Annotated in this window: 19 protein-coding genes; 6 read left to right on the top strand and 13 right to left on the bottom strand. The window is 70.2% G+C overall.

Going from position 1 to position 25,572, the window contains the following annotated elements; genetic code table 11:
* Positions 1 to 74: 74 nt before the first annotated feature.
* Positions 75 to 1,574, top strand: a complete 1,500-nt coding sequence (locus tag ACYVIO_RS21685; RefSeq protein ID WP_460652672.1) for a right-handed parallel beta-helix repeat-containing protein — start codon at positions 75 to 77, stop codon at positions 1,572 to 1,574.
* Between the two features lie 470 nt (positions 1,575 to 2,044).
* On the opposite strand, the gene ACYVIO_RS21680 is transcribed toward ACYVIO_RS21685, so the two are convergent.
* Positions 2,045 to 2,881, bottom strand: a complete 837-nt coding sequence (locus ACYVIO_RS21680; protein WP_460652671.1) for a helix-turn-helix domain-containing protein — start codon at positions 2,879 to 2,881, stop codon at positions 2,045 to 2,047.
* A 134-nt stretch (positions 2,882 to 3,015) separates the two neighbouring features.
* Between ACYVIO_RS21680 and ACYVIO_RS21675 the strand changes: the two genes are divergently transcribed.
* A complete protein-coding gene (locus ACYVIO_RS21675; protein WP_460652670.1) occupies positions 3,016 to 3,753 on the top strand; it encodes an SDR family oxidoreductase in 738 nt (245 codons plus the stop codon).
* 612 nt (positions 3,754 to 4,365) lie between these two features.
* Here ACYVIO_RS21675 and ACYVIO_RS21670 read toward each other — a convergent pair.
* Positions 4,366 to 5,721 (bottom strand): O-antigen ligase family protein, encoded by a 1,356-nt coding sequence (locus ACYVIO_RS21670; RefSeq protein WP_460652669.1) that lies wholly within the window; start codon positions 5,719 to 5,721, stop codon positions 4,366 to 4,368.
* A gap of 7 nt (positions 5,722 to 5,728) precedes the next feature.
* The gene (locus ACYVIO_RS21665) at positions 5,729 to 7,357 is read right to left on the bottom strand and encodes a Wzz/FepE/Etk N-terminal domain-containing protein (RefSeq protein WP_460652668.1); all 1,629 of its coding nucleotides are present in this window, start codon (positions 7,355 to 7,357) and stop codon (positions 5,729 to 5,731) included.
* A 177-nt stretch (positions 7,358 to 7,534) separates the two neighbouring features.
* On the opposite strand from ACYVIO_RS21665, the gene ACYVIO_RS21660 reads away from it, so the two are divergent.
* The 3 genes from ACYVIO_RS21660 to ACYVIO_RS21650 all read left to right on the top strand — a co-directional run bounded on the left by ACYVIO_RS21660 (position 7,535) and on the right by ACYVIO_RS21650 (position 13,643).
* Entirely contained in the window at positions 7,535 to 9,733 is a 2,199-nt protein-coding gene (locus tag ACYVIO_RS21660) for a LamG-like jellyroll fold domain-containing protein (protein WP_460652667.1), read from the top strand.
* A gap of 129 nt (positions 9,734 to 9,862) precedes the next feature.
* A complete protein-coding gene (locus ACYVIO_RS21655; protein ID WP_460652666.1) occupies positions 9,863 to 11,392 on the top strand; it encodes a delta-60 repeat domain-containing protein in 1,530 nt (509 codons plus the stop codon).
* 61 nt (positions 11,393 to 11,453) lie between these two features.
* On the top strand, positions 11,454 to 13,643 hold the full coding sequence (locus tag ACYVIO_RS21650; protein WP_460652665.1) for a LamG-like jellyroll fold domain-containing protein: 2,190 nt from the start codon (positions 11,454 to 11,456) through the stop codon (positions 13,641 to 13,643).
* A 71-nt stretch (positions 13,644 to 13,714) separates the two neighbouring features.
* Here the strand turns inward: ACYVIO_RS21650 and ACYVIO_RS21645 are convergent, their stop codons facing one another.
* The 5 genes from ACYVIO_RS21645 to ACYVIO_RS21625 are packed head-to-tail and all read right to left on the bottom strand — an operon-like array spanning position 13,715 to position 19,158.
* Positions 13,715 to 15,019 (bottom strand): hypothetical protein, encoded by a 1,305-nt coding sequence (locus ACYVIO_RS21645; RefSeq protein WP_460652664.1) that lies wholly within the window; start codon positions 15,017 to 15,019, stop codon positions 13,715 to 13,717.
* Positions 15,016 to 15,819 carry a WecB/TagA/CpsF family glycosyltransferase gene (locus ACYVIO_RS21640; RefSeq protein WP_460652663.1) on the bottom strand — a complete coding sequence of 268 codons (804 nt, stop codon included), beginning with the start codon at positions 15,817 to 15,819 and terminating at the stop codon, positions 15,016 to 15,018. Before ACYVIO_RS21640 ends, ACYVIO_RS21645 begins: the two co-directional genes overlap by 4 nt.
* Complete coding sequence (gene gmd / locus ACYVIO_RS21635) at positions 15,816 to 16,805, bottom strand: GDP-mannose 4,6-dehydratase (RefSeq protein WP_460652662.1); 990 nt, start codon at positions 16,803 to 16,805, stop codon at positions 15,816 to 15,818. The genes ACYVIO_RS21640 and gmd overlap by 4 nt, the downstream gene beginning before the upstream one ends.
* Entirely contained in the window at positions 16,802 to 17,746 is a 945-nt protein-coding gene (locus tag ACYVIO_RS21630) for a GDP-L-fucose synthase family protein (RefSeq protein ID WP_460652661.1), read from the bottom strand. The genes gmd and ACYVIO_RS21630 overlap by 4 nt, the downstream gene beginning before the upstream one ends.
* Positions 17,746 to 19,158: a sugar transferase gene (locus ACYVIO_RS21625; RefSeq protein ID WP_460652660.1), complete on the bottom strand. Its 1,413-nt coding sequence runs from the start codon at positions 19,156 to 19,158 to the stop codon at positions 17,746 to 17,748. Before ACYVIO_RS21625 ends, ACYVIO_RS21630 begins: the two co-directional genes overlap by 1 nt.
* Positions 19,159 to 19,507: 349 nt before the next feature.
* On the opposite strand from ACYVIO_RS21625, the gene ACYVIO_RS21620 reads away from it, so the two are divergent.
* Complete coding sequence (locus tag ACYVIO_RS21620; RefSeq protein ID WP_460652659.1) at positions 19,508 to 20,176, top strand: phosphatase PAP2 family protein; 669 nt, start codon at positions 19,508 to 19,510, stop codon at positions 20,174 to 20,176.
* A 19-nt stretch (positions 20,177 to 20,195) separates the two neighbouring features.
* Here ACYVIO_RS21620 and ACYVIO_RS21615 read toward each other — a convergent pair whose 3' ends face one another.
* Genes ACYVIO_RS21615 through ACYVIO_RS21595 form a run of 5 tightly spaced genes read right to left on the bottom strand, consistent with a single transcriptional unit; the run spans position 20,196 to position 25,570 of the window.
* Entirely contained in the window at positions 20,196 to 21,521 is a 1,326-nt protein-coding gene (locus ACYVIO_RS21615) for a glutamate-1-semialdehyde 2,1-aminomutase (protein WP_460652658.1), read from the bottom strand.
* Positions 21,518 to 22,066 (bottom strand): dTDP-4-dehydrorhamnose 3,5-epimerase family protein, encoded by a 549-nt coding sequence (locus ACYVIO_RS21610; RefSeq protein WP_460652657.1) that lies wholly within the window; start codon positions 22,064 to 22,066, stop codon positions 21,518 to 21,520. Before ACYVIO_RS21610 ends, ACYVIO_RS21615 begins: the two co-directional genes overlap by 4 nt.
* Complete coding sequence (locus ACYVIO_RS21605; protein ID WP_460652656.1) at positions 22,066 to 23,337, bottom strand: polysaccharide pyruvyl transferase family protein; 1,272 nt, start codon at positions 23,335 to 23,337, stop codon at positions 22,066 to 22,068. Before ACYVIO_RS21605 ends, ACYVIO_RS21610 begins: the two co-directional genes overlap by 1 nt.
* Positions 23,334 to 24,284 (bottom strand): glycosyltransferase family 2 protein, encoded by a 951-nt coding sequence (locus ACYVIO_RS21600; protein ID WP_460652655.1) that lies wholly within the window; start codon positions 24,282 to 24,284, stop codon positions 23,334 to 23,336. The genes ACYVIO_RS21605 and ACYVIO_RS21600 overlap by 4 nt, the downstream gene beginning before the upstream one ends.
* The gene (locus ACYVIO_RS21595) at positions 24,281 to 25,570 is read right to left on the bottom strand and encodes a hypothetical protein (protein WP_460652654.1); all 1,290 of its coding nucleotides are present in this window, start codon (positions 25,568 to 25,570) and stop codon (positions 24,281 to 24,283) included. Before ACYVIO_RS21595 ends, ACYVIO_RS21600 begins: the two co-directional genes overlap by 4 nt.
* Between the last annotated feature and the right edge of the window lie 2 nt (positions 25,571 to 25,572).

Genomic DNA, 25,572 nt, shown 5'->3' with positions numbered 1-25,572 from the left:
GTAGGCGGGGCGCCAGGAGCTACTCCTCGGCACTACAGTTGGGCGACTTGCCGCTGTGGGGTGTTGGGGGATGGATGAAGCGCGCTGCCGGGATCGCACTGGCGCTGGTACTGCTGGTCGGCTGCACCGACACTGCACCGGAGGCTGAGCCGACTCCTGAGGCGCCGGCGCTGCCGGCGGCGGCTACTACCAAGCTGGGAGCGACAGGGCCCAGTACGGCGGGCGCCTGCGACGGGGTTGGGATTGCGCCGGGGCAGGACCCGCAGCAGGTGATCGACGAGCACCCGCCGGGCTCGACGTTCTGTTTCAGCAAGGGGCTGCACCGGATCGCTCGGGCGATCCGCCCGACCGAGGGGTCCACGCTGGCCAGCGACCAGGGGGCGGTGCTGACCGGGTCGGTCACGCTGAACACCTGGCAGCGGGACGGCCAGCACTGGGTGGTTCGCGGCGCGCTGCCCTCGGCGTACAAGCTGAAGGGCAAGTGCGAGGACGAGCGGACCAACCCGTGCCAGCGTGGTGAGCAGGTGTTCGTCGACGGGAAGCATCTGACGCGGGTGATGAGCCTGGCGGCGCTGAAGGCTGGGACGTTCTACGGCGACTATGTGGCCAACGCCGTGTACGTCGCTGACGACCCGGCTGGGCATCAGGTCGAGCTGTCGAAGACCGAGACGGCGATCGAGAAGTCCGCGGCGAAGGTGACGGTGCGCGGGCTGACTGTCGAGCACTTCGCGAGCCGGCCGCAGGGTGGGGCTGTCCAGGTGGGCACCGACTGGACTGTTGAGGCGAACGAGGTCCGCTGGAACCACGCGGTCGGGATCATGGTGATCGAGGGCGATCGCGCCGTCGTACGGCGGAACGTCGTCGCCGACAACGGGCAGCTCGGGATCGGGCAGTTCCGGTCGGCCGAAGGGCGGATCGTCGAGAACCTGATCACGCGCAACAACACCGACGGGTTCTGGATCGCGGACTGGGAGTCGGGCGGGATCAAGGCGACGCGGTCGTCGGGCGAGGTGTCCGGGAACGACATCGTCGCCAACCGCGGGATCGGGATGTGGAGCGACATCGCCGAGTACGACCGGCGGATCAGCGCGAACCGGATCCGCGACAACGCCGCGGACGGGATCCGGTACGAGATCAGCTACAACGGGGTGATCGAGGCGAACGTTGTCGAGAGCAACGGGTTTGGGACCGGGCGGGGGTCGGGGCCGAGTCTGTGGGACGGCGGGGGGATCAACGTGAACACGTCGTCGGACGTGAAGGTGGTCGGCAACCTGGTACGGGCGAATCGCAACGGGATCTCGATCCAGTCGCGGACTCGGGGTGAGGGGCCGCGCGGGCGATATGTGCTGCGGGATGTGCTGGTCGAGGGGAACCAGGTGGTGATGGACGAGCAGACCGCTTCGACGGGGGTGGTGGAGAACAAGGACTCCCCTGCGCCGGAGTCGGTGCAGTTCCGGCGGAACAGCTACCGGATTGGTGACCGGGGTGCGGAGCGGTTTGCGTACAAGGGTGCGCCGATGACTTGGCAGCAGTGGCAGGCCGCCGGGTTCGACAAGGACAGTCGCAGCAGCTGAGGCCGGCGGCGATGCGGCCGGTGAGGTGGTCGATGGCTGAGGCCGCGGCGGCCGGAAAGAGGTAGAGGTCGGGAGGCGTCTCGACTCGCTGGTGCTCGGGGTCCGCCGCTGTCCGGTCGGCAAACTCATCCCCGGCCCGGCGGCGGCGCGAGGGGACGGAGCAGCTCGGGTGGAAGCTCATCCTCGGCCCGGCGGCGGCGCGAGGGCGCGGAGCAGCTCGGGTGGAAGCTCATCCTCGGCCCGGCGGCGGCGCGAGGGCGCGGAGCAGCTCGGGTGGAAGCTCATCCTCGGCCCGGCGGCGGCGCGAGGGCGCGGAGCAGCTCGGGTGGAAGCTCATCCTCGGCCCGGCGACGGCGCGAGGGCGCGGAGCAGCTCGGGTGGAAGCTCATCCTCGGCCCGGCAACGGCGCGGGGGCGGAGGAGCTCGGGTGGAGGCTCATCCTCGGAGCGGCGGCGCCTGGGGGCGGAGCCTTAGGGGGTTCGCTCCTGGGCCGTGGTGGCGGCGAGGGTGCCTAGGAGGTTGACTGCTTCGGCGCTGGGTGAGGCGGGCTCGGCGTGGTAGACCACCAGCTCCTGGCCTGGGGCGGAGCGGACGTCGAAGGCCTGCATGCGGAGTGTCAGTTCGCCGACTGACGGGTGGTGGAAGCGTTTGGTGTCCAGGGCTTTGCCGCGGGCGTTCTGTTGTTGCCAGAGGCGACTGAAGTCCTCGCTGGCTGCTAGGAGCTCGCTGAGGACCGCGCGGATGCGCGGGTCGTCGGGGGCCTCGCCGTGGCCCAGGCGGAAGCCGGCTACCGAGTTGGCGGCGACCGTCGGCCAGTCGGCGTAGAAGGTCCGGGCCTGCGGGTCCAGGAACATCAGCAGCATCAGGTTGCGCGAGAACGCGTACTCGCCGAACAGTGCGTCGGCGATCCGGTTGCTCGCCAGTACGTCGTACGCACGGTTGTAGACCAGCGCCGGGTTGTCCGGCCACGCGTCCATCAGTTGCAGCAGCCCTGGATCCACCCGGTCCGTCACAGCGGCCGAGCGAGGACGTGGCGCCATTCCGGCTAGCCGGAACAGGTGGAGCCGGCCGTCGTCGTCCAGGCGGAGCGCGACCGCCAGCGCGTCGAGCACCTGGGCCGACGGGTTGCGCTCGCGCCCCTGCTCCAGCCGGACGTAGTAGTCGACGCTCATCCCGGCCAGCATGCTGACCTCCTCGCGCCGAAGGCCGGCGACCCGGCGGAGCCCGGTCGACGCGAGCCCGGCGGACGCCGGTGAGACCAGCGCGCGTCTGCTGCGCAGGTAGTCGCCGAGCGGTGTGCTGCCCATGCCCGCCAGCTTAGGAGGGCGCCGACGGTCTTGCCTGGTACCAGTACTCCCAGGAACCCCGCGGTCTCCCGGAGCGGCCACCGGACGACCGAGCATCGCTGAAGAACATCCAGCGATCCTCAGGAGGACCCACGATGAGCACCACCCCAGAGCCGAAGGTTGTCCTGGTCACCGGCGCCAGCAGCGGCATCGGCGCGGCCGTCGCCGAGCACCTGGCAGCCGCCGGGCACCACGTCGTCGCCGGCGCGCGCAGGACCGACCGGATCACCGAGCTGGTCGATCGTGTCCGTGCTTCGGGCGGCAGTATCACCGGGCGGGCGCTCGACGTGACTGATCGGGCGGAGGTCGAGGCCTTTGTCGCGGCGGCTGTTGCGGCGTACGGGCGGGTCGACGTACTGGTGAACAACGCCGGTGTGATGCCGTTGTCGCGGCTGGACCGGCTCCTAGTGGACGAGTGGGACCGGATGATCGACGTGAACGTCCGCGGCCTGCTGCACGGGATCGCTGCCGCGCTGCCGGTCTTCCAGCGTCAGGGTGGTGGGCACTTCGTCACCGTGGCTTCGATCGGCGCGCACCAGGTGAGTGAGACCGCTGCTGTGTACTGCGGCACCAAGTACGCCGCTTGGGCGATCTCCGAGGGGCTGCGGCTCGAGGTGGATCCGACGATCCGGGTCACGACCATCTCCCCCGGCGTCGTCGAGTCCGAGCTCGCGGGCACCATCACCGACCCGGGTGCGCGGGACCTGATGGCGACGTACCGCGCTGAGTCAATCCCGCCGTCCGCTGTCGCCGAGGCCATCGGCTACACCATTGAGCAGCCGTCAGCAGTCGATGTCAACGAGATCGTCCTCCGCCCAACCCGCCAGCGTTGATGCTGTCGGAGGAGTTGTAAGAGCCGGGGCGTGGGTTGAGCTCGGCGGTCATGCGGCCGGTGAGGTGGTCTACGGCTGAGGCCGCTCCGGCCGGAAGAGGTGCAAAGTAGGAACGCCCGGGGTGCGCGCGCGGGGTGCCCGGCGCGGGGTGCCGGGCGCTGCATGCGCGGGACACCGGAGTGCCGGGCGCGAGGTGCGGGGCGCGGGAGTGCCGGGCGTGAGCTGAGCTCGGCGGTCATGCGGCCGGTGAGGCGGTCTGGGGCTGAGGCCGCTCCGGCCGGAAGAGTTGTAGGCGGTGTGCCCTGGGCGTGCTGGAGCTGGGTACCTGGCGGGGTCTGGGGTCTGCCGCTTGGCAGCTGCTCACCTACCGAGGGCTAGCACAGGGTGGCTGCTTGGCGGCGATGCGGCCGGTGAGGCGGTCCGGGCTGAGGCCGCTCCGGCCGGAAGAGGTGCAAAGTAGGAACGCCCGCGGTGCGGGGCGCGGGGTACCGGGCGCTGCACGCGCGGGGTGCGGGGTACCGGGCGCTGCACGCGCGGGGCGCGGTCTGCGCGAGTGGTGCGCGGCATGCGCGGTTGCGCGTCTCCCCGCCGGGTGCGGTGGGGCGGGTGTGGTTAGCGCAGCGGGGGTGGCTTGGCTGGCTTTGGGGCGGGGTCGACGGGCTTGTTGGGGAGTAGTAGGGGTAGGGGGTCCGACTGTTTTTGGCGGGCTGCTGCTCTGGATCTCTCGCGGAGGCGGTCGGAGTCGCAGACTGCGGCGGCTACTAGGAGATGCAGGGTCATCGAGCTGAGGTCGGAGAGGCCGCTTTCGTTGAGCGACGCTACCGAGACGTAGCCGAGGAGGAGGGCTCCGCAGGCTTTGACGTAGGGGGTGGGGGCTCGGAGGACCGAGACCCAGGCGATGATCATTGCGATGCCGACGATGACGACCGCGAGCAGGCCGGTTTCCCAGTAGAGGCCTAGCCAGCTGTTGTCGATGGCCATGACGTCGATGTCGCCTTCGCCGCGGCGGAGCAGGACGCGCTTGTTGCCGAGGCCGTGGCCGATGATGGCGGTTTGGAGGGAGACCTCCTCGTCCAGGACGTACTGCCAGCTGGTGGTGCGGCCGCTGAGGGAGCTGATCTGCTGCGTGCCCTGGCCGCGGAGCAGCCAGGTGTGCAGGGTCGGAATCAGTAAGAAGGCGATGCCGACCATGCCGGGAACGGCCAGGGCGGCGATTCGGCCGAACCAGGTCTTGCGGGTCAGCAGCAACGCCAGGAAGAGGCCGAAGGCGATCGCGGCGGCCGCGGTCCTGGTGCGGCTGAGGGCGACCAGGACCATGCCGAGCCCGATCATCGCGCCGGCAGGCAGCACAGCCAGCTTGCGGGCGAGCAGCGCGATCACGGCCAGGCCGAGCAGCAGCGCCCCGACCTCGCCGACCCGCGGCGGCAGCATCGGGATGATCACGCCCTGCAGGCGGAAGCCGGTACCGAAAGAGCTGAGCGGTCGCCACGCCTGCTCCGGCGCGTACACCAAGCTCAGCACGATCGTCCCGGCCAGCAGCAGGTGCGCCCACAGGTGCGCCCGGATCAGCCGCTCCGGCGTCTGGATCAGCGGCCGCCACAGCATCAGGAACAGCACGAGCCCGATCAGCAAGCGGGCCAGTCGCAGCAGCGGGCCGAGCGGGTCGGCCAGCAGGAAGACCGTGGCCGTCGCGAACAGCACGTACACGACGTACAGGTTGGTGGCCGGGCTGATCCGGGTCCGGAAGCCCGGCTTGGTCGCCGCGAGCACGATCAGGAAGATCGCGCCGAGCAGGACGCCCTTCATCAAGCTGTTGGTCGAGCCGGTCGTACCCTGCGGCGAGGCCGCGCGCGACGACCACGGCTGGACGCCGAGCACCAGCAGGCACCAGAGGACCAGCCACAGCACCGGAGCCTTGCTGCTCTGTTCAGAACCGGTCCCCGGCACAGGCGGCGCCGTCAATGTCATGGGGGGGTCAGCGGATCGGCAGCGCGGACGTACTGCGGTCGGCCGGCTTGTAGTTCAGCGGGATGCCCAGCGTCTCGTCGTGCGGCGAAGCACCAACCAGTACGACGCCCAGCACCGGCGCGCCGGCGAACGCCAGCGCCGAGGTCAGCCGACTGACGTCGGTGTCCTTGTCATGCCCAACCTGTACGACGAGCACCGACGCGTCCACAGCAGCAGCCAGCGGCGTGATCCCGTGCCGCCCCACCGAGGCCGGCCCGTGGATGACGACCGAGTACCCCGGCGGCAGGTCAGCCACGATGCCCGGCACCAGCGACGGCCCGACAGCCAGGGCGGTCTCGTCCTTGGTCAGTCCCGGCGGCAGCACGTACAGGTCGGCGACCGTGCCCGGCCGGAACAGCTTGCGCGCCCGGACCGCACGGGTGGGAGCAGGCTCGCTCACCAGGTCGGTCAGGCCCTCGTGGTCGGTGACGTGGGACAGCACCGGCGCACCGGTCAGGTCCGCCATCACCAGCAGCGTCTCGCGGCCGTCACGCGCACCGGCCTCGGCCATCGCCAGCGCGATGCCTGCCGAGTTCGGCGTGGTCGACGCGGAGACGACCAGCAGTGCAGCGGCGCCGCTCGTGCCGGCGCCGTGCGGGTTGATCTCCCGGCGGGCGAGCGCTCCACTGGCTTCGGCGCCGAGCGCTGTCAGCTCGGACGGTGGCAGCTGCGGGGCCGCGCGGGACCAGAACCGTCGCCGGCCGACCGACGCCGTGATGACCGGAGCGCGGGCCGCGTTGGCCGCCTGGTCGCGGGTCAGGACGAACGGGCTCAGGTGAGTGCTCAGCAGAGCGAGACCGAAGCCGAGCACCAGGCCGAGGATCGCGCCGACGGTGATGTCGCGCAGCACCTTCGGCGACGACATCGCGGTGTCCTTGGTGGCCGGGGTGACCAGCTCGCTGCCGGAGCCGACACCGGACAGCGCCTTGCGCATCGCGGCCGCCTCGTCGGCGGCCTGGCGGGCCTCCGTGGCCAGACCGACCCGCTGGTCGCGCAGTGCGGCGGCGGTCTGCGTGTCGTTCCGGGCGAGTGCCTCGGAGATCTGGGCGACCAGGCTGCGTGACTGCGCCGTCGCGGTCTTGGACCGGTCCTGCGCCTGGCCGGCCAGCGTGGTCAGCAGCGCCTTGGCCTCGGTCGTGCGCTGGGCCAGGTACACCCGGGCGATCGCGTTCGCCCGGCGTACGGCCTCTTCGGAGGTCGGGCCGTCGGTGGTGATCAGGTACGCGTTGTCGGTGACGGCCTTGACCCGGGTCACGGTGGCCAGCGACTGCACCGCGTCGTCGTCGGTCGGCAGGTCCAGCGACTTGGCCACCTCACGCAGCAGCGCCGGACTGGCGATCACCCGGGCCTGCGTCTCGGCCGGCAGGTCCATGCCGAGCGGGCCGGTCTTGTCCGTGCCGCTGGGCAGCTTGCCGACCAGGGCGGGCGGGACGGCCGGGCCGACCACGATCTGGCTGGACGCCGTCCAGCGCTCGGTCTGGGACAGGGAGTAGAAGGACGCACCGACGATGCCCAGCAGGATGCAACCGACGATCAGCCACTTGTGCCGTAGCAGTGCCTGGGCGGTGTCGCGCCAGACCACTGTTCCCGGTTCCATCCGGTCCCCCCCACGTTCTCGCTCGAGCTGGACAGCGTTGCTCGCGGTGCACAGGATACCGGGAGTTCACCCTCTCACGCCCCGGATGCCCTACTCTCGTCCCTGGGGGTCCGGGGACCAGTACTTCACACAGCGCCGTCGTCGTACGGCGTACATGTCCAAGGGGGGACACGCACGATGAAGAAGAGATGGCTGTTCGCGCGCCTGGGAGTCGTAGGCGTGCTGGTGGCTGGGGTGCTGGCGCCGACGCCGGCCCAGAGCATCAGCGCTTCGCTCTCCGCCGAGCACAGCCCGGTCTGGCAGACCAATGCCAGCGTCCAGGGCCTGGTCGTCGCGGGCGGCAAGGCGTACGCCGGAGGCCGGTTCACCAGCGTCCGCCCGCCGGGCTCGCCGCTGGGCACCAACGAGGTCGGGCAGGCCTACCTGGCCGCCTTCGACAGCACCACGGGTGACCTGGTCACCGCCTTCAACCCGGTCCTGAACGGCCAGGTGTACGCCGTGGCGGCGTCGGCCGACGGCTCCCGGATCTACGTGGGTGGCGACTTCACCCAGGTCAACGGCGTGACCCGCAACCGGATCGCCGCGTTCGACACCGCCACCGGCGCGCTGGTGACCAACTGGAAGCCCTCGGTCTCCTACCGGGTGAAGACCATCGCCGTCTCCGGCAGCACCGTGTACTTCGGGGGCTCGTTCGGCCTGGTCAACAACATCGAGCGCCTCCGGCTCGCCGCGGTCAGCGCGGACCTCGGCACCTTGCTGCCCTGGGCCCCCGCGGTGAACGGCGACGTGTACGCCGTGGACGCGGCCGACGACGGCTCCAAGGTGTACGCCGGCGGCCAGTTCAGCACGGTCAACGGCACCACCCAGAACACCGTCTCGAGCCTCGACCCGGTGACCGGCGCGGTGCTGCCCTTCCCGGCCGCGTCCGCGGTCCCGCCGCCGAACGGCTCCTGCACCACGCGGGTGAAGTCGATCGACAGCAGCGGCGACAAGGTCTACTTCGGCAACGGCGGTGACGGCGGCGGCTGCTTCGACGGCACCTGGGCCGCGGACGTCCCGACCGGCGCGCTGGTCTGGAAGAACCAGTGCCTGGGCGCCACCGAGGCGGTCAAGGTCGTCAACGGCTGGCTCTACAAGGGCTCGCACGCCCACGACTGCGCCTACAACGGCGCCGGCGGCTTCCCGCAGGGCTTCGGCTACCGGTTCCTGCTGACCGAGTCGCTCAGCGACGGAACGCTCGGCCCCTGGTTCCCGAACACCAACGCCGGTCCGCCCACCGAGGTCGGTCCGCTGGCGTTCGCGACCGGCGGCTCGGACCTGTGGGCCGGCGGCGACTTCACCACCAGCAACGGCGTCGCTCAGCAGGGCCTGACCCGGTTCACCAACGCGGGCCCGGGATCGGCTCCGGCGAAGCCGGCCAAGCTCACGCCGTACAGCGTGCAGCCCGGTCAGGTGGAGATCCACTTCCCGACCGTGGTCGACAACGACGACAGCACGCTCACGTACCGGCTGCTGAAGGGCTTCACCAACACCACGATCGCGACCTGGACCGCCACGTCGACGCCGTGGGACAAGCCGTGGCTGCACTACACCGACACGGCCGTCACGCCTGGCGAGGTGACGAACTACCGGGTCGAGGTGACCGACGGTACGACGACGCTGCGCGGCAACTACTCCGACCCGATCACGGTCGCGAGCACGGCGTCGACGGCGTACGACCAGCTGATCGGGGCCGACGGCCCGCAGGCGTACTGGCGACTCGGCGAGGCCTCCGGCACCACCACGTCGGTGGACTCCTCCGGCCAGAGCAACAACGGCACGTACAGCGGCATCACGCTCGGCAGCGCCGGAGCGATCGCCGGCAACACCGCGGCGACCACGAACTCCAGCGGCCGGATGGCGGGCGAGAAGGCCTACAGCATGCCGCAGCAGTTCACCGTCGAGGCCTGGGTGAAGCAGAGCTTCACGCGCGGCGGGCGGATCGTCGGCTTCGGCAACTCCAAGACCGGCAACAGTGCCGACGGCGGCGACCGGATGCTCTACATGCGCTCCAACGGCGCGATCACGTTCGGCGTCAACGACGGCAGCCGCCGTACGCTCACCAGCGCGTCGAACAAGAACAACAGCCAGTGGCACCACGTCGTCGGCACCTACGACAGCGGCGACATGCGCCTGTACGTCGACGGCGTGTTGGCCGGTAACCAGACCGTCGGGCAGGCATCCCTGTACTACGGTTGGTGGCGGGTCGGTTACGACAACACCGGCAATTGGTCCGGCGGCGGTGCGACCCAGACCGGCATGGCGATCGACGAGGCGGCGGTGTACCCGTACGCGCTCGATCCCGGGCAGGTTCAGGCGCACTTCGACGCACGCTGAGCGGACAGCCGGCCTGCTATAGCACAACGTCATAACGCTCGGGGGAGGTCGGCTTCCGGCCGGTCTCCCACCAGCGCTAGGTTGCGTGTGCTGATAACAGACAGGCCCGCCCGCTTTCTGAGGACATCGATGAAGAAGTTAGTTCTGGTACTAGTCACCGTCGGGGCCGTCCTGGCCGCGGCGCTGATCCCGGCCGGCCCACCGGTGGTGGCCGCCGCGCCGGGCTTCGGCACGGCCGTCTCCGCGTTGCGGCAGAGCACCTGGCAGACCAACGCGCCGGTGAACGCCGTCGCGATCGCCGGGGACAACGTGTTCGTGGGGGGACTTTTCACCAGGGTCCGGCCGCCGGGCAAACCGGCCGGGCAGGGCGAGGCGGCGCGTACGTACCTGGCTGCCTTCAGCCGCACCAGCGGTAACGCCGGCGGTTTCGCGCCGAAGCTGAACGGTCCGGTGTGGAGCATCGCCGCCTCGTCGGACAAGAAGTGGATCGTGGTCGGTGGGGACTTCACCACGGTCAACGGCCAGCCGCGGAACCGGATCGCGATGTTCAACGCCGCGACCGGCGCGCTGAGCAGCTTCCGGCCCTCGGTCAACTTCCGGGTCAAGGCGGTCGCGATCTACGGCAACAGCGTCTTCTTCGGCGGCTCCTTCGGCCGGGTCTCCGGCATCGAGCGCAACCGGCTGGCCGCGGTCGCGCTGAACAGCGGTGCCCTGCTGCCGTGGAACCCGGACGCCGACGACGACGTGTACGCGGTCGACGTCGCCGACAACGGCACCAAGGTGTACGCCGGCGGACCGTTCAACACGGTGCACAACCAGCACCACAACACGCTCGTCTCGCTGAACAACAGCACCGGCGTGCCGATCGCGATGACCGCCGAGGCGTACATCCCCGAGCCGACCAGCAAGTGCGTCACCCGGGTGAAGGACATCGACACCTACGGCTCGAAGGTGTTCGTCTCCAACGGCGGTGACGGCACCGGCTGCTACGACGGCATCCTGGCCGCGGACGTGGCGACCGGCCAACTGCTGTGGCAGAGCAAGTGCCTGGGCGCGACCGAGTCGGTCAAGGCGATCGGCAACTGGCTCTACAAGGGCTCGCACGCGCACAACTGCAGCCCGGACGACCCGTCGTACTTCAAGGACGGATCCGGCACGCACTACCTGCTCGCGCACTCCGGGGTGACCGGCAAGCTCGGCCCCTGGTTCCCCAACACCGACGCCGACCCGAACAGCACGACCAAGGTCGGTCCGCTGGGGATGGACGCCACCGGCACGGACCTGTGGGTCGTCGGCGACTTCCTGAAGGTGAACGGGGTCGGCCAGCAGGGCGTCACCCGGTTCACCAACGCGATCGGCGGCGCCAAGGCACCGGCCCCGCCGGCGCCCGCGGTGAACAGCCCGGTCCCGAACAAGGTCGGCCTGTCCTTCAAGACCGTCGTCGACCCGGACAACATCACGCTGACCTACAAGGTCTACCAGGGCAGCCGGCTGGTCGGCACCTGGAACCGCAACACCTACAACTGGCAGGCCGCGCAGCTCGTCACCTACACCGACACCGGTGTGAAGAGCGGCCAGCAGGTCAACTACCGCGTCGAGGTCCTCGACGGCCGCAACGTGGTGAAGTCGGCCACCTCGGTCACGGTGCAGGTGAAGTGATGCGGCGCGAGTAACACCCGCCGCACACTGCGGCGCGTGCACATCTCTGAGGGGGGATGTAATGAAAAGGGTGGGGATCCTTGCACTGGGTGGGGCACTGGTGGCGGCGTTGCTGTCACCGGTGCCCGCACAGGGCATCAGCGCTTCGCTGTCGGCTCTTCCGAGCACGGCGTGGCAGACCAACGCGAGCGTGCAGGGCCTGGCGGTCGCAGCAGGCAAGGCGTACGTCGGGGGGCGTTTCACCACGGTCCGGCCACCAGGAGCGGCCGCCGGCACCAATCAGACGAACCGGACCTACCTGGCCGCGTTCGACCAGAGCACAGGGGCGCTCGACACCGGGTTCAACCACACGCTGAACGGGATGGTCTGGGCGATCGCTGCCTCGGCCGACGGATCCCGGGTGTTCGTGGGCGGCGACTTCACGCAGGTCGACGGCGTGACCCGGAACCGCGTCGCCGCGTTCGACACCGCCACCGGCGCGCTGGTGACCAACTGGAAGCCGTCGGTCTCGTACCGGGTCAAGGCGCTCGCGGTCTCCGGCAGCACGGTGTACCTGGGCGGGTCGTTCGGCCTGGTCAACAACATCGCGCGACCGCGCCTGGCGGCCGTCACGACCAGTACGGCGGCCCTGCTCCCCTGGGCACCGCAGTCCGACAACGACGTCTACGCGATCGACGTCGCGGACGACGGCTCGAAGGTGTACGTCGGTGGCAACTTCTCCACCATGAACGGCACCGCGCGCTGGTCGGTGGCCAGCCTGGACCCGGTGAACGGCTCGCTGCAGGCGTTCCCGGCCGCTTCCGCCGTACCGGACCCTGTTCCGGGGTGCACGTCGCGGGTCAAGGACATCGAGACCGCCGGCGACCGGGTGTACTTCGCCAACGCCGGTGACGGCGGTGGTTGCTTCGACGGGACCTGGGCGGCGGACGTGGCCGGCGGCAACCTGCTGTGGAAGAACAACTGCCTGGGCGCGACCGAAGCGATCACCTACGTGAGCGGCTGGCTCTACAAGGGCTCGCACGCGCACGACTGCAGCTACCTGGGCGGGAGCGGCTTCCCGCAAGGCGCCGGGCGGTTCCTGCTCACCCAGAACGTCGACACCGGTGAGCTCGGGCCCTGGTTCCCGAACACCAACACGGGCTCGCCGACCGCTGTCGGCCCACTGGTCTCCGCGACCGGCGGCACGGACCTGTGGGTCGGTGGAGACTTCACCACGGTGAACGGTTCCGGCCAGCAGGGTCTGGCCCGGTTCACCAGCGTCGGCCCCGGCGCGGCTCCGGCCAAGCCCGCCAAGGTTCTCCCGGTCAGCTACCGGGCCGGCCAGGTCAAGGTGAACTTCCAGACCGTGATCGACAACGACGACATCGGACTGACCTACCGGGTGCTGCGCGGCTTCAGCAACACCACGGTGGCGACGTACACGGCCGAGTCCCGGTTCTGGAACCGGCCGTGGCTGTCGTTCACCGACACCGGTCTGCCACCGGGCTCGTCACAGGTCTACCGGATCGAGGTGACCGACGGGACCAGCACGCTGCGCGGTGACTACTCCCTTCCGGTGACCGTGGCCAGCGTCGACGCGCCGTACGACCAGCAGGTGCTGGCGGACGGGCCCACGGCGTACTGGCGGCTCGGCGAGCCCGGTGGAACGGCCAACGCAACGGACTCGTCCGGCCAGAACAACACCGGTCCGTACTCCGGAGTCACGCTCGGTGCGGCCGGCGTGCTGACCAGTGGCGGGAACACCGCCGGCGACTTCGCGGCCGCCGGCCGGATGATCGGTCAGACGCTGGTCAGCCAGCCGCAGAACTTCAGCGTCGAGGCCTGGTACCGGACCACGTCGGGCGGTGGCGGCAAGATCGTTGGCTTCGGCAACAGCTCGAACGGGACCAGCAGCCAGTACGACCGGCACCTGTACCTGCAGAACGACGGCACCGCGGTCTTCGGCGTCTACGACGGGTCCACCCGGGTGATCACCTCGGCAGCGGGCACGAACGACGGCCAGTGGCACCACGCGGTCGGCACGTTCGCTCCGGGGTCGATGAAGTTCTACCTGGACGGCGTGCTGCAGGGAACCCAGGCGGTCGCCGGTGCCGAGCCGTACACGGGCTACTGGCGGATCGGCGCGGACAACCTGAACGCCTGGCCCGGCCAGCCGTCCAACGCCGGGATCGACGGCACGGTCGACGAGGTGGCGGTCTACCCGACGGCACTCACCGACGACCAGATCGCAACGCACTACGAAGCGCGATAGCAACCTCACCGGGTGGGGGCCTGGAGCACCGCCGTGCTCCGGGCCCCACGCTCCGGCGGCTGCCGCCCTGATCAGAGGTCCGGGGTGGGCACGGACTCGTCGGCGGGCTGGGCCGTCGTACGGCCTGCCGCACGGTGGGCGACCAGGGCTCTGTGGGCCTCGTGCCACCACAGGAGCAGGGTGCAGAACGCCGCGGAGGCCAGGCCCCACGCAGCCCCCTGGGCGCCGCCCAGGGATGCGCCGGTGACGCCGGCAGCGATCAGGAACACCGAAGAGATCAGCCGGACGCGCAGACCGCGGCCGGCCGCCGCCAGGGCACGCATGATCGCGAAGGCGCCCGCGTTCGACGCGCCCAGCGCCTGCAGCAGGATCACCGGCACCATCACCTCCCTGGCCTCGGCCCAGACGCCCGGACCGAGCAGGGCCCGGCCGATGGATTCCGGCAGGAGCAGGAAGATCGCTCCCCAGGCCAGCGCCCCCGCGCCGACGCCGAACGAGATGACCAGGCCGACCCGCCAGAGCCTTCGGTGCGAGTGCTTCAGGGCCCGAGCAGCTTCCGGTACGGCGACCGCGCGGATCCCCTGGTTGAGCACGTTCACCGGGCCGAGCAGCACCTGCGCGCCACGGATGCCGGAGACCGCCGCGATACTGGCGGCCGCGGTGATGCCGAGCATGTAGACCTGGATCGTCCCGCTGACCGCGAGCATCTCCCCGACGTACTTGGGCGTGAGGTCCCGGTTCTCCTTCAGCCAGTGCTTGACCAGCCGGAAGCGCGGCAGCAGACCGGTCTGGAACCGCCCGACCACCGCGGCGATCACCGCGCCGAGCCCCCAGCACAGCGTCAGCGAGAACGCCGTCGCCGAGCCGGTCAGGTAGAGCCCGCCGAACAGCACGCCCATCGCGACCAGCCACACCAGGTCATTCAAGAACGCCTGCCGACCGTCCCCGACGACGAAGAAGGCCCACCGCCAGGCGTCCTGCAGCAGCAGCCCCGGCATCGTCACCGCAAAAGCAATCAGTACGCCGTGCGACGGTACGCCGGGAACCGCCGCGATGATCAGTCCGATCACCATCGCGACCAGCCCCGCGAGCAGCGCGGTCGCCGTACCGGATCGCACCGCCTTCTCCCACGACGGTGTGCGGTCGCCGGAGTGCCGGACCGCCAGCGGTTCGGTCGCGACCGCACGCGAGACGTTCAGCGCGATCGTGTAGCCGCCGAAGGCGAGCGCGTAGACACCGAAGTCGGCGACGCTGCTGCTGCGGGCGACGAGTACGCCGACGGCGAGGTTGCTGACGCTGGACAGACCTTGGTCCGCCAGTCCCCAGCCGGCCCGGCCTGCTGGTCCTGCGAGTTTGCTGAGCTTGGGGAGTTTCAAGAAACCGGCGTGGGAGGTTGCCGCAGGATGCCGACGGCGAACCGCGGGATGCCCAGCACGTACCGCCGCCACAACCGGCGCGGCTCCTTGTACAGCCGGTAGCTCCACTCCAGCCCGGCCTTCTGCATCCAGGCCGGCGCGCGGTCCAGCCGCCCGGTGTGGAAGTCGAACGCCGCACCGACACCGATCAGGATCGCCGCGTCCAGCCGGTCGCGGTGCTCGGCCATCCAGCGCTCCTGCTTCGGCGCGCCCAGCCCGACCCAGATGATGTCCGGCCTGGCCGCGTTGATCTCGTCCACGATCGCCGCGTCCTCATCGGCCGACAGAGCCCGGTACGGCGGGGAGTAGGCGCCCACGACCCGCAGCCCCGGGTGCCGGTTGGTGAACGTGTCCCGCAGCGTCTCGGGCACGCCGTCCGCGCCGCCGTAGAAGTACTGCGACCAGCCGCGGTCGGCCGCCTCCGCCATCACCCGCTCGAGCAGGTCCGGCCCGCAGACCCGAGCCATCCGCTCGAACCCGGCACGCTTGCCGGACCAGACCAGCGGCATCCCGTCCGCCAGCGTCAGGCCCGAGGAGTTGTACACCCGGGTAAGTTCGGCGTCGGCCCGCGCGTGCAGCAGCGCGTTCATGTCGGCCACGCAGACCAGCTGCCGCTGCTGGTTGCCGATCCACTTGCCGAACGTCTCGACCGTCTCGTCCAGGTCGGTCACGCTGACATGGATCCCCAGCACGTCGACCCGCTGGTCCCACCCGGTCCCGTCACCGGTGCTCGTCCAGGCGCCGGTCTCCTCGACGGTCATGCGTCGGCCTGCTCGGTGAGGGCGGCCAGGTCGGCGTCCACCATGATGCGGACCAGCTCGGGCACGTGCACCTGCGCTTTCCAGCTCAGCTCTGTCTGCGCCTTGGAGGCGTCGCCGATCAGCGAGTCCACCTCGGTCGGCCGCTCGTAGCGCTGGTCGTAGTCGACGAACTGCTCCCAGTCCAGCCCCGCGTGCTGGAACGACAGCTGCACGAAGTCGCGCACCGAGTACGACGTACCGGTGGCGACGACGTAGTCGCTCGGCTCGTGGTGCTGCAGCATCCGCCACATGCCCTCGACGTACTCCGGCGCGTAGCCCCAGTCGCGGCACGCGTCCAGGTTGCCCAGGTACAGGCGTTTCTCCAGTCCCAGCTTGATCCGCGCCACCGCGCGGGTGATCTTGCGCGTCACGAACGTCTCACCGCGGCGCGGGCTCTCGTGGTTGAACAGGATCCCGTTGACGGCGAACATGTCGTACGCCTCGCGGTAGTTCCGGGTCATCCAGTAGCTGTAGAGCTTGGCCGCGCCGTACGGCGAGCGCGGGTAGAACGGGGTCTGCTCGTTCTGCGGCGGCGGCGTCGCGCCGAACATCTCCGACGAGCTCGCCTGGTAGAACCGGCAGTCCAGCCCGATCATCCGGATCGCCTCGAGCAGGCGGGTGGTGCCCATCCCGGTGGTGTCGCCGGTGTACTCCGGCTCGTCGAAGCTCACGCGGACGTGGCTCTGCGCGGCCAGGTGGTAGACCTCGTCGGGCTGGATCGAGGCCAGCAACGTGACGAGCCGCGAGCCGTCGGTGAGGTCGGCGTAGTGCAGGAACAGCCGCTTGTCGTCCTCGTGCGGATCGGCGTACAGGTGGTTGATCCGGTGGGTGTTGAACGTGCTGGCCCGACGGATCAGACCGTGCACCTGGTATCCCTTGGCCAGCAGCAGCTCGGCGAGGTACGAGCCGTCCTGGCCGGTGATCCCGGTGATCAGGGCCTTCTTCATCGGTCAGCTCCCAGGTGGTCGAGGTACCAGGCGTAGGTCTGGGCGAGGCCTGGTGCGAGGTCGACGGACGGCGACCAGCCGAGGTCGCGCAGCCGGCTCACGTCGAGCAGCTTGCGCGGCGTCCCGTCGGGTTTGGTCGGATCGTTGCCGATGGCACCGGTGTAGCCGACGACGCGGGCGACCAGCTCGGCCAGGTCCTGGATGGTCAGGTCCTCGCCGACGCCGACGTTGATCGGCGCCGGGTCGTCGTAGTGGTTCAGCAGGAACAGGCAGGCGTCGGCCAGGTCGTCGACGTGCAGGAACTCGCGCCGCGGCGTACCGGTCCCCCACAGCACCACCTTGTCGTCGCCGTTCACCTTGGCCTCGTGGAAGCGGCGGATCAGGGCGGGCAGCACGTGCGAGCTGGTCGGGTCGAAGTTGTCGTTCGGCCCGTACAGGTTGGTCGGCATCGCGGAGATCCAGTTCAGCCCGTACTGCCGTCGTACGGCCTGGACCTGCATGATGCCCGCGATCTTGGCGATCGCGTACGCGTCGTTGGTCGGCTCGAGCTCACCGGTCAGCAGGCTGGACTCGCGGATCGGCTGCTCGGCGTACTTCGGGTAGATGCACGACGAGCCGAGGAACAGCAGCCGCGGCACCCGGACCTCGAGGGCGGCGTCCATCAGGTTGACCTGGATCCGCAGGTTGTCGCTGAGGAACTCGGTCGGGTGGTCGCGGTTGGCCAGGATGCCGCCGACCCGGGCCGCCGCGTCGATCACCACGGCCGGGCGGTGCTCGGCCAGGAAGGCCGTCGTCGCGGCCCGGTCCCGCAGGTCCAGCTCGGCCGACGTCGCGCCGATCAGGTGGCTGCACCCGGCCTGCTCCAGCCGTCGCCAGACGGCTGATCCGACCAGACCGCGATGCCCCGCGACGTAGATCGGGGCCCGTGGGTCGATCGTCATCAGTAGGCCCCCGCTCCGTAGATCACCGCGCGGAGGGTCTTCCAGAGGATGAGCAGGTCCAGCGTCATCGACCAGTTGTCGACGTAGCGCAGATCCAGCCGGACCGACTCGTCCCACGACAGGTCACTGCGGCCGCTGACCTGCCACAGTCCGGTGATGCCGGGCTTGACCAGCATCCGCCGGGAGTCGTCGGCCGCGTACAGGGCGACCTCTTCCGACAGCGGCGGCCGCGGCCCGACCAGCGACATCTCGCCGCGCAGCACGTTGAACAGCTGCGGCAGCTCGTCGAGGGAGAACCGCCGGATCCAGCGGCCGAGCGGAGTCATCCGCGGATCGTCGCGCATCTTGAAGATCACGCCGTTGCCGTCGCTGAGCGCGTACAGGTCACCGAGGCGCTGCTCGGCGTCGCAGTACATGCTGCGGAACTTCAGCATGGTGAACTCCGCGCCCGCCCGGCCCACCCGCCGCTGGCGGAACAGCACGCCACCAGGGCTGGACACCTTGACCGCGATCGCCAGGCCGAGCATCAGCGGAGACAGCACGATCAGCAGAGCCAGGACCAGCACTCGGTCGAAGACCGCCTTCAGCAGGTGCGGTCCGCCGCTCACCGAGGGGCGTTCCAGGTGCAGCAAGGACAGTCCGGCCACCGGGCGGACCGAGATGCGCGGGCCGGCGACCTCGATGATGCCGGGCGAGACGATCAGTTCGACACCGCGCTGCTCCAGCGCCCACGACAGCCGGCGCAGGGACTGTCCGGCGAGCTCGGGGTCGGTCGAGACGGCGACCACGTCCACGGCATGCCGATCGACCGCGGCCAGGATGTCGGCTTCGTCCAGCTCGTCGGGCTGCAGCGGCCCGCTCGCGCGGCCCGCCCCGCGCGGGCGGCAGGTCGCCACCACGCGGAACCCGTCGGTCGGCCGGCTCTCCAGGTGCTCGCACAGGGTCGCCGCGGGATCGGTCCGACCGACCACCAGCACCCGGTGCATGCACCGGCCTCGCACGCGGTGGCGATGCAGGTCCTTGCGCAGGCCGTAGCGCAGCACCAGCGCGGCGCCGACGATCACCGGGATGGCCAGGACGACGAAGCCGCGCGCGATCTCGGTCCGCGTCGCGTACGACGCCAGCGCGAGCGCGGCGGTGAGTCCGACCCCGGAGCGCAGCAGCGAGCGGAATTCGTCCGGCCCGGCGCCGAAGTACCGCGAGTCGTAGCCCTTGGACAACGCGACCGTGGCGACCCACGCCAACGGCAGCACACTGCTGATCACCAGGTAACCGCTGCCGACCTGGTAGCCGAATCGCGTCAGCAGCGCGACCGCGATGCCGATCATCGCCGCCAGCAGGTCGCCCCCGACCGCTGCCCAGCGGTAGACACCGACCCAGCGAGGCTCGGTGAACCGGGACGCGCGGGGCACGATGGCCGGCACCTCGTGCGGAACGACCCACACAGGACCGTGGGCGTCATTGACTCCGCTCACAACCGGCCCTTCGTCTCACTCTGCGATCGTCCGGGCACACTACGCCACTGCCCACGGCAGTCTGCAGTGTGCCCGTCACCACTGTCAATCGGCCGACGCCACGCCGGTACGGCCACGTCTGCCTTCCGGTCGACCCCCAGTGCACCCACCCAACACTCCCCTGCGCCCCGGCTCCGCGTTCCCCAACCCTGTACCAGGCAAGAGGTCGCAGAGTACTACGCCCCCGTCCCGGTTGCGACGGACCCCCGGAAAACTACAGATAGACTTTGCTTTGGGGGTGGGGGAAATGGGGACGAACCTCAGTGGTTCGGCGCGCGTCGACGCGCCCCGGACCCGACCGGCCGTGGTTGCCGTCCTGCGTCCGACGGCCGTGGCGCTGGCGATCGCCGGGGCCGTCCTGCTCGCCGTACCGGCAGTGCTCCACTCAGGCGGCACCGAGCCGGGACGGCTCGACAGCTGGGTCCAGCGCCACGTCGACACCCCGTCGGCCGGCTGGCCCGGCGTGCTGGTGGTGGACTGGATCGGCGAACCGATCGGCCGTCTGCTCACGGTGCTGCTGGTCACGGCGCTGTGCCTGCTCGCCCGCCGTCCCCGCCTCGCACTCGCGACGGTGACCGCGGTGGTGGCGGTCACCGTGCTGTCGACGATTCTCAAGCACGTGGTGGATCGGCGGATCCACGGAGACTTCCTGTCGTACCCCAGCGGCCACACCGCGGCGGCAACGGCGATCTGCCTGCTGCTCGGCCTGCTCCTGAGCGACCTGCTGAAGCTCGGACGGGTCGTGGCGACGGCTCTGGTCCTGGGGCTGGCCCTGGCCGGCGGTGCGGTGACGGCCTACGCGCAGATCGACCTCACCGCCCACTACCCGACCGACACCCTCGGTGGCTTCGGCTGCGCGCTGCTGGTCGTCCCGGCCGCCGCTCTCCTGATCGACAGGTTCGCCGATCGCCGCTAGCCCGGCGCCGACCTCGTGCTCAGGCGAATCTGCGGAACACCGGCCGGACGGGCCGTCCGCCCATTCCCCCTGCCGGGTCACCGGCATCGAGTGCCTTGCGGTAGACGGCGCAGGCCTGCCCCACCACCTCGACGGTTCGGTCCAGATCCGCACTCGTCAACGCCGAACTGACGACGAAGGACGGGCCGATCACGCCGCCCAGGATCAGCTCGCGCAGGAAGAGCGTGCGGTACTCCTGGGACGGTTCCAGTCGTTCGTCGAGTGTCGCGAAGACCAGGTTGCTGGCGCGACCGCGGACGAGCACGTGCTCGGCGACACCCGCGGCGGCGGCGGCCTGCCGCACACCTGTCGCCAACTGGTGACCGAGTTCGTGCAGGCGCGCCGTGATGCCCTCCTGCTCGTAGGTGTCGAGGACGGCCATCGCCGCGGCCAGCGAGTGGGTCTCGGCGCCGTGTGTCGTCGACAGCAGGAAGACCCGTTCGCGGGAGTCCCGCAGTCCTCCTCGCTCCATCAGTTCCCGGCGACCGGCCAACGCCGCCACAGCGAACCCGTTGCCCAGCGCCTTGCCGAAGGTGGACAGGTCCGGGGTCACGCCGTACAGGCTCTGCGCGCCGGCCTCCGCCCAGCGGAATCCGGTGATCATCTCGTCGAAGATCAGCAGGCAGCCGTACCGGTGGGCCAGGTCGCGAAGCCCGGCCAGGTAACCGTCGGGTGGGTCCTGCTGCGTCGCGGGCTCGAGGATCAGGCAGCTGACCCGGCCCTCGTGCTCGCGCAGGACCAGCTCGGTCGCCTCGAGGTCGCCGTACGGAAACCGGATCGTGAGCTCGGAGACCGCCGCCGGGATGCCCGCGGACATCGGGGTGGTGGCGATGAACCAGTCGTCGGTGGAGAAGAACGGCTGGTCCTCGCAGATCGCCACCAGTGGCCGGCCGGTGACGGCCCTGGCCAGCTTGACCGCGGCCGTGGTCACGTCCGAGCCGCTCTTCGCGAACTTGACCATCTCGGCCGTGCGGACCGTACTGAGGAACCGCTCCGCGGCTTCGAGCTCGATCACGCTCGGACGGACGAAGTTGCTGCCCAGCTCGAGCTGGCGGCGCACCGCCTCGACCACCCGCGGATGGGCGTGGCCCAGGCTGACGGCGCGCAGGCCGGACCCGTACTCGACGTACTCGTTGCCATCGGCGTCCCACACGTGGGCACCACGACCGTGGGTGATGACCGGGGCCATGCCGGCGGGGTACTGGTCCTCGCCCTTGGCGTAGGTGTGGGCACCGCCGGGAACGGCGGCGTGCAGCCGTGCGTTCAGGTCACCCGACCGCTGGAAGGACTTGCCGTGGCCGGTCACCTCAGCCTCCTGGCCGCATCGGCGAGGGAAGGCGCCGCCTTGTCCCGCGCCGACATCAGGCTCACGGGAAGCGGCCAGGCGATGGCCAGATCCGGATCGTCGAACACGATCGTCACGTCCTCGCTGGGATCGTGGGCACGGTCGATCCGGTACGACACGTCGGCCGGGTCGGTCAGTGCCTGGAAGCCGTGCGCGCAGCCGGCCGGCACGTAGACCGTGACCTGGTTCTCGCCGGTCAGGTCGAAGTACTCGTGGTTGCGGTACGTCGGCGAGTCCGGTCGCAGGTCGACCACCACGTCGAAGACCGCGCCGTACGAGCAGCGCACCAGCTTGGCCTCGCCGCTCCCGGCCCGCACGTGCATGCCGCGGACCACGCCCCGGGCCGAGCGGGAGACACTGTCCTGCTCGAACGCGTCGGGATCGAGGCCGGCGGACCGGACGACCGCGCGGTCGAACGTCCGGCAGAAGAAGCCCCGTTCGTCGACGTGCGGCGTAGGCAGGAACATCAAGGCGCCGGCGATGCCGGGTACTTGGATGACGTCCATCAGACCTCCTTGATCTTGTCGTTGTCCGTGACGACCGGACGCTTCCCGCCCAGTCCGAACAGAGCCGACGAGACGACGGCGTCCTGTCGTTCGAGCGACGTCGCGTACTCGGCGAGCTTGCGTTCGATCTCGGGCCTCAGCTGGGGCGCCCGCTGCTCCAGAGCCCGGAACTGCTCGATCAGCCGGCCGACGTCGAGACTCTGCAGCGGCTGGCTGAACTCCGCCAGCCCCATCTGCTCCAGCAGGACGTCGTTCTTGCCGGCATAGCTGATCGAGATCGTCGGGATGGCCAGCTTCAGCGCCGAAATTACGTTGTGGAAGCGCGAAGCGACCACCACGTCGACGCCCGCGAGCTGGTGCATCAGCCCGCCGAACGACTCCACCGGCTCGGTGACCAGCCGCTCGTCGGCAAGCCCGGGCCGGTTCCTGCGAAGGTCTTCCACCACAGCGGAAACCACCTCCTGGTCCGCAGGATCGCCGGTGATCATCCGGACCCGGTACCCCTCGTCCACGAGCCAGCGGGCGAACTCGGTGATCTTGCCGACGTAGGCGGAGTAGACCTGCTCCGAACGGCCACGGTCGTCGTTGCCGCCCCGGTAGGCCATGACGCCCAGGCCGACGGTCAGGTTCGGCGCGCGCGACGGCGTGGACCGGCGCGGCAACGCGGCCGGGCGTGGCGACGCGAAGGCAAGGTCCGGGTAGACGTCGTCCCGGCTGGTGTCGACGCCCATCGTCCGCAGCGCCTGGCGGGAGGGTTCGTCGCGGTACGACCGGTAGGTCGCGAGTCTGGCGATGGTGGCGAACATCCATCGGATGGACCGCTCCCGGGGCGCGTTCGCGCCGATGCTCACCAGAGCCGTGCGGGTGCCGAGCAGCCGCCCGGACAAGAAGACCAGGAACAGCGCGTACGGCCACCCCCAGGGCCGTAGCTGCAGCGTGGTCTCCAGCACCCCCATCCCCGGCACGATGACGATGTCGTACCGGCGCACCCACAGCGGGGTGCGGACCAGGTCGGCCACCTTGCCGAACGCCTTCGCGGCAGCAGTCCTCAGCCGCGAGCGGCCGGCCCGGCCCGGCTGGTACCAGGTGATGGAGAACGCCGGGATGCCGTAGCGCTTCTGGACCTCCTCGGGCCCCGAGCACACGCAGGTGATCGGGGAGTCGGGGTGGTGTGCCCGCAGGAACCGCAGCATCGCCTCGAGCGATCCGTGGTTCCCCAGGTTGCCCGACCCCAGCAGGCCGAGGATGGCGATCCGTGGTGCTGTGTTCATTCCTGCGCGACCCTGCCGATCCCGCCCAGCGCGACGTTGTCGGGCGCCGCCGTGGTCGCGGTCGGCACGGCGCTGTCCTCGATCCGGTGGGACGACCCCGGCAGGGCCCTGCTCATCAGCCACTGGGCGAGGTACAGCTGACACCGGCGCCGGTCGGCCGACGACAGCGGCGCCCTGCCGATCGCGGCGACGAAGCCGGCCACGTACTCCGCGAGCAGCCGGGCGGTCGGGTTGCGCAGCCGGCCGGACCGCCGGGGGTCCATGTTGGCGGCCCGGGAGCGGATGGTCGGTTTGGCCCGCTCTGCCCGGTCCGGGTGGTCGCGACGGTAGTACAGCAACTCCGGTACCTGGTGGAAGCGCCCGTGCAGGGCCAGTTCGGCCATGATCGTGCGGTCGGAGTGGTGGTAGCTCGCGTTCAGTGGCGTCCGGCGCAGCACGTCGGAGCGGATCACGCCGTAGAAGTCGTCCCCGCCGACCGTGAGCAACATGCTCCTGAACCGCTCGGGCGCCCGCGGATCGTCGGTCGCGAGCGGATAGTCGACCTTCAGCACGATGTCGCCGGACTGGTCGATGATCGCCTGCCAGGCGTGGGCCAGAACGAGGTGCCGGTCGTCGTCGAGCGCCTCGACGCAGCGCAGCAACAGGTCGCGGCCGTAGAGGTCGTCGTGGGAGGCCCACTTGAACAGCTCGCTGCGGGACTGCTCGAACACGAAGTTGTGGTTCGGCGCGGCGCCGAGGTTGACCCGATGCCGCACGTAGCTGATCCGCGGGTCGCGGCCCAGGTAGTCGCGACAGATCTCCTCGGTCCCGTCGGTCGAGGCGTTGTCGGAGATGATCAGGTCGAAGTCCGCGTAGCTTTGTCCCAGCAGGGCGTCCAAGGACTCGGCCAGGTACTTCTCACCGTTGTAGACGGGCAGGCCGACCGTCAGTCGGGGTACCGCGTTCATGTGCTCCTCATTTCAGGCATGTGCTCCGGTTCCGGACCGAGCTCGTGGATGGACGGTTCGTCCTCGGCCAGCAGCCGCTCGCGGACTCCGGCCCGTAGGTAGATCCACCAGACGATCGCGCCGACGAACGTCGCGGACGCCGCGCCCCAGGCCGATCCCACGGCGCCGCCCAGCGCGCCACCGCCGACTCCGCCGACCAGGTACGCCGCGGAGGCCCACAGCTGGGCCCGCAGACTGCGCTGCGCCACGCCCAGGGCGCGCAGGCCGGCCGCCGCGCCGGTGTAGAAGCTGGCGAACGCCACCGACAAAGTTGCTGGCAGCAACAAAGCCTCGGCGGTGTCCCAGATCTCGCCGAGCAGCTTGTGCCCCCAGTCGTCGGGCAGCCCGATGACGAGCGTCATTCCCCAGATCAGCGCCGCCACCGCCTGGAGACCACCCAGCAGCAGGCAGAAGGTCCGCAGGCCGCGCACCGACCGCCGTAGCGCCCGCGCCGCTTCCGGCACCGCCACGAGGCCGACGCCGGACAGCACGATGAAGAACGGGCCGAGCAACATCTCGGCGCCGCGGACGGTGCCGACCGCCGCGATCCCGGCGAAGGCGCCCAGTCCGTACATGCGGAACTGGTACGCGCCACTGATGGTGAGGTTCTCGACCAGGTAGCGCACGCTGAGGTCGCGGTGCTGGGTGAACCAGCGCCGGGTCCTGGACAGCCGGGGCAGGATGCCGGCCTGCAGGCCGCTGACCAGCGCGGCGAACGCGCCCGCCGCACCCCAGGCCAGAACGAACAAGGTGACGCTGGGACGCTGCGAGGCGACGTACAGCAGGGGAACGAGGGCGATCGCCCAGGTGATGTCGCTGATGAAGGCCTTGCCGCCCTGGCCGGACGCGAAGAACGCGAACCGCCAGCTGTCCTGCAACGTCAGGGCCGGCAGCACGAAGCCGAGGGCGACGAAGGCGGCGCCAGGCCGCCCGCCCAGGCCGAGCCCGGCGCCGATACAGATCGCCCCGGTCACCAGTCCTACCGTGATCGCCATCCCCGTCGAGCTCGCGACGGCGGTCCGCCACGCCGGCCGCGGTACGCCGCTGAAACGCACCGCCAGCGGGTCGGTGGCCAGACCGCGGGAGATGTTCACCACCACTCCGTACGTCACCCACGCGAGGGAGAACGCACCGAACTCGACGGCGCCCATCGACCGGGCGACGACGATCCCGACGACGAAGCTGACCATGCTGGTCACGGCCTGGTCGGCGAGTCCCCAGGTGAGTCGGCGCAGAATCCCCCTCATCG

The organism is Kribbella endophytica, from assembly GCF_054781295.1.
The sequence above is the reverse complement of the archived record's forward strand: the minus strand, read 5'-3'. Positions and strand labels throughout refer to the sequence as shown.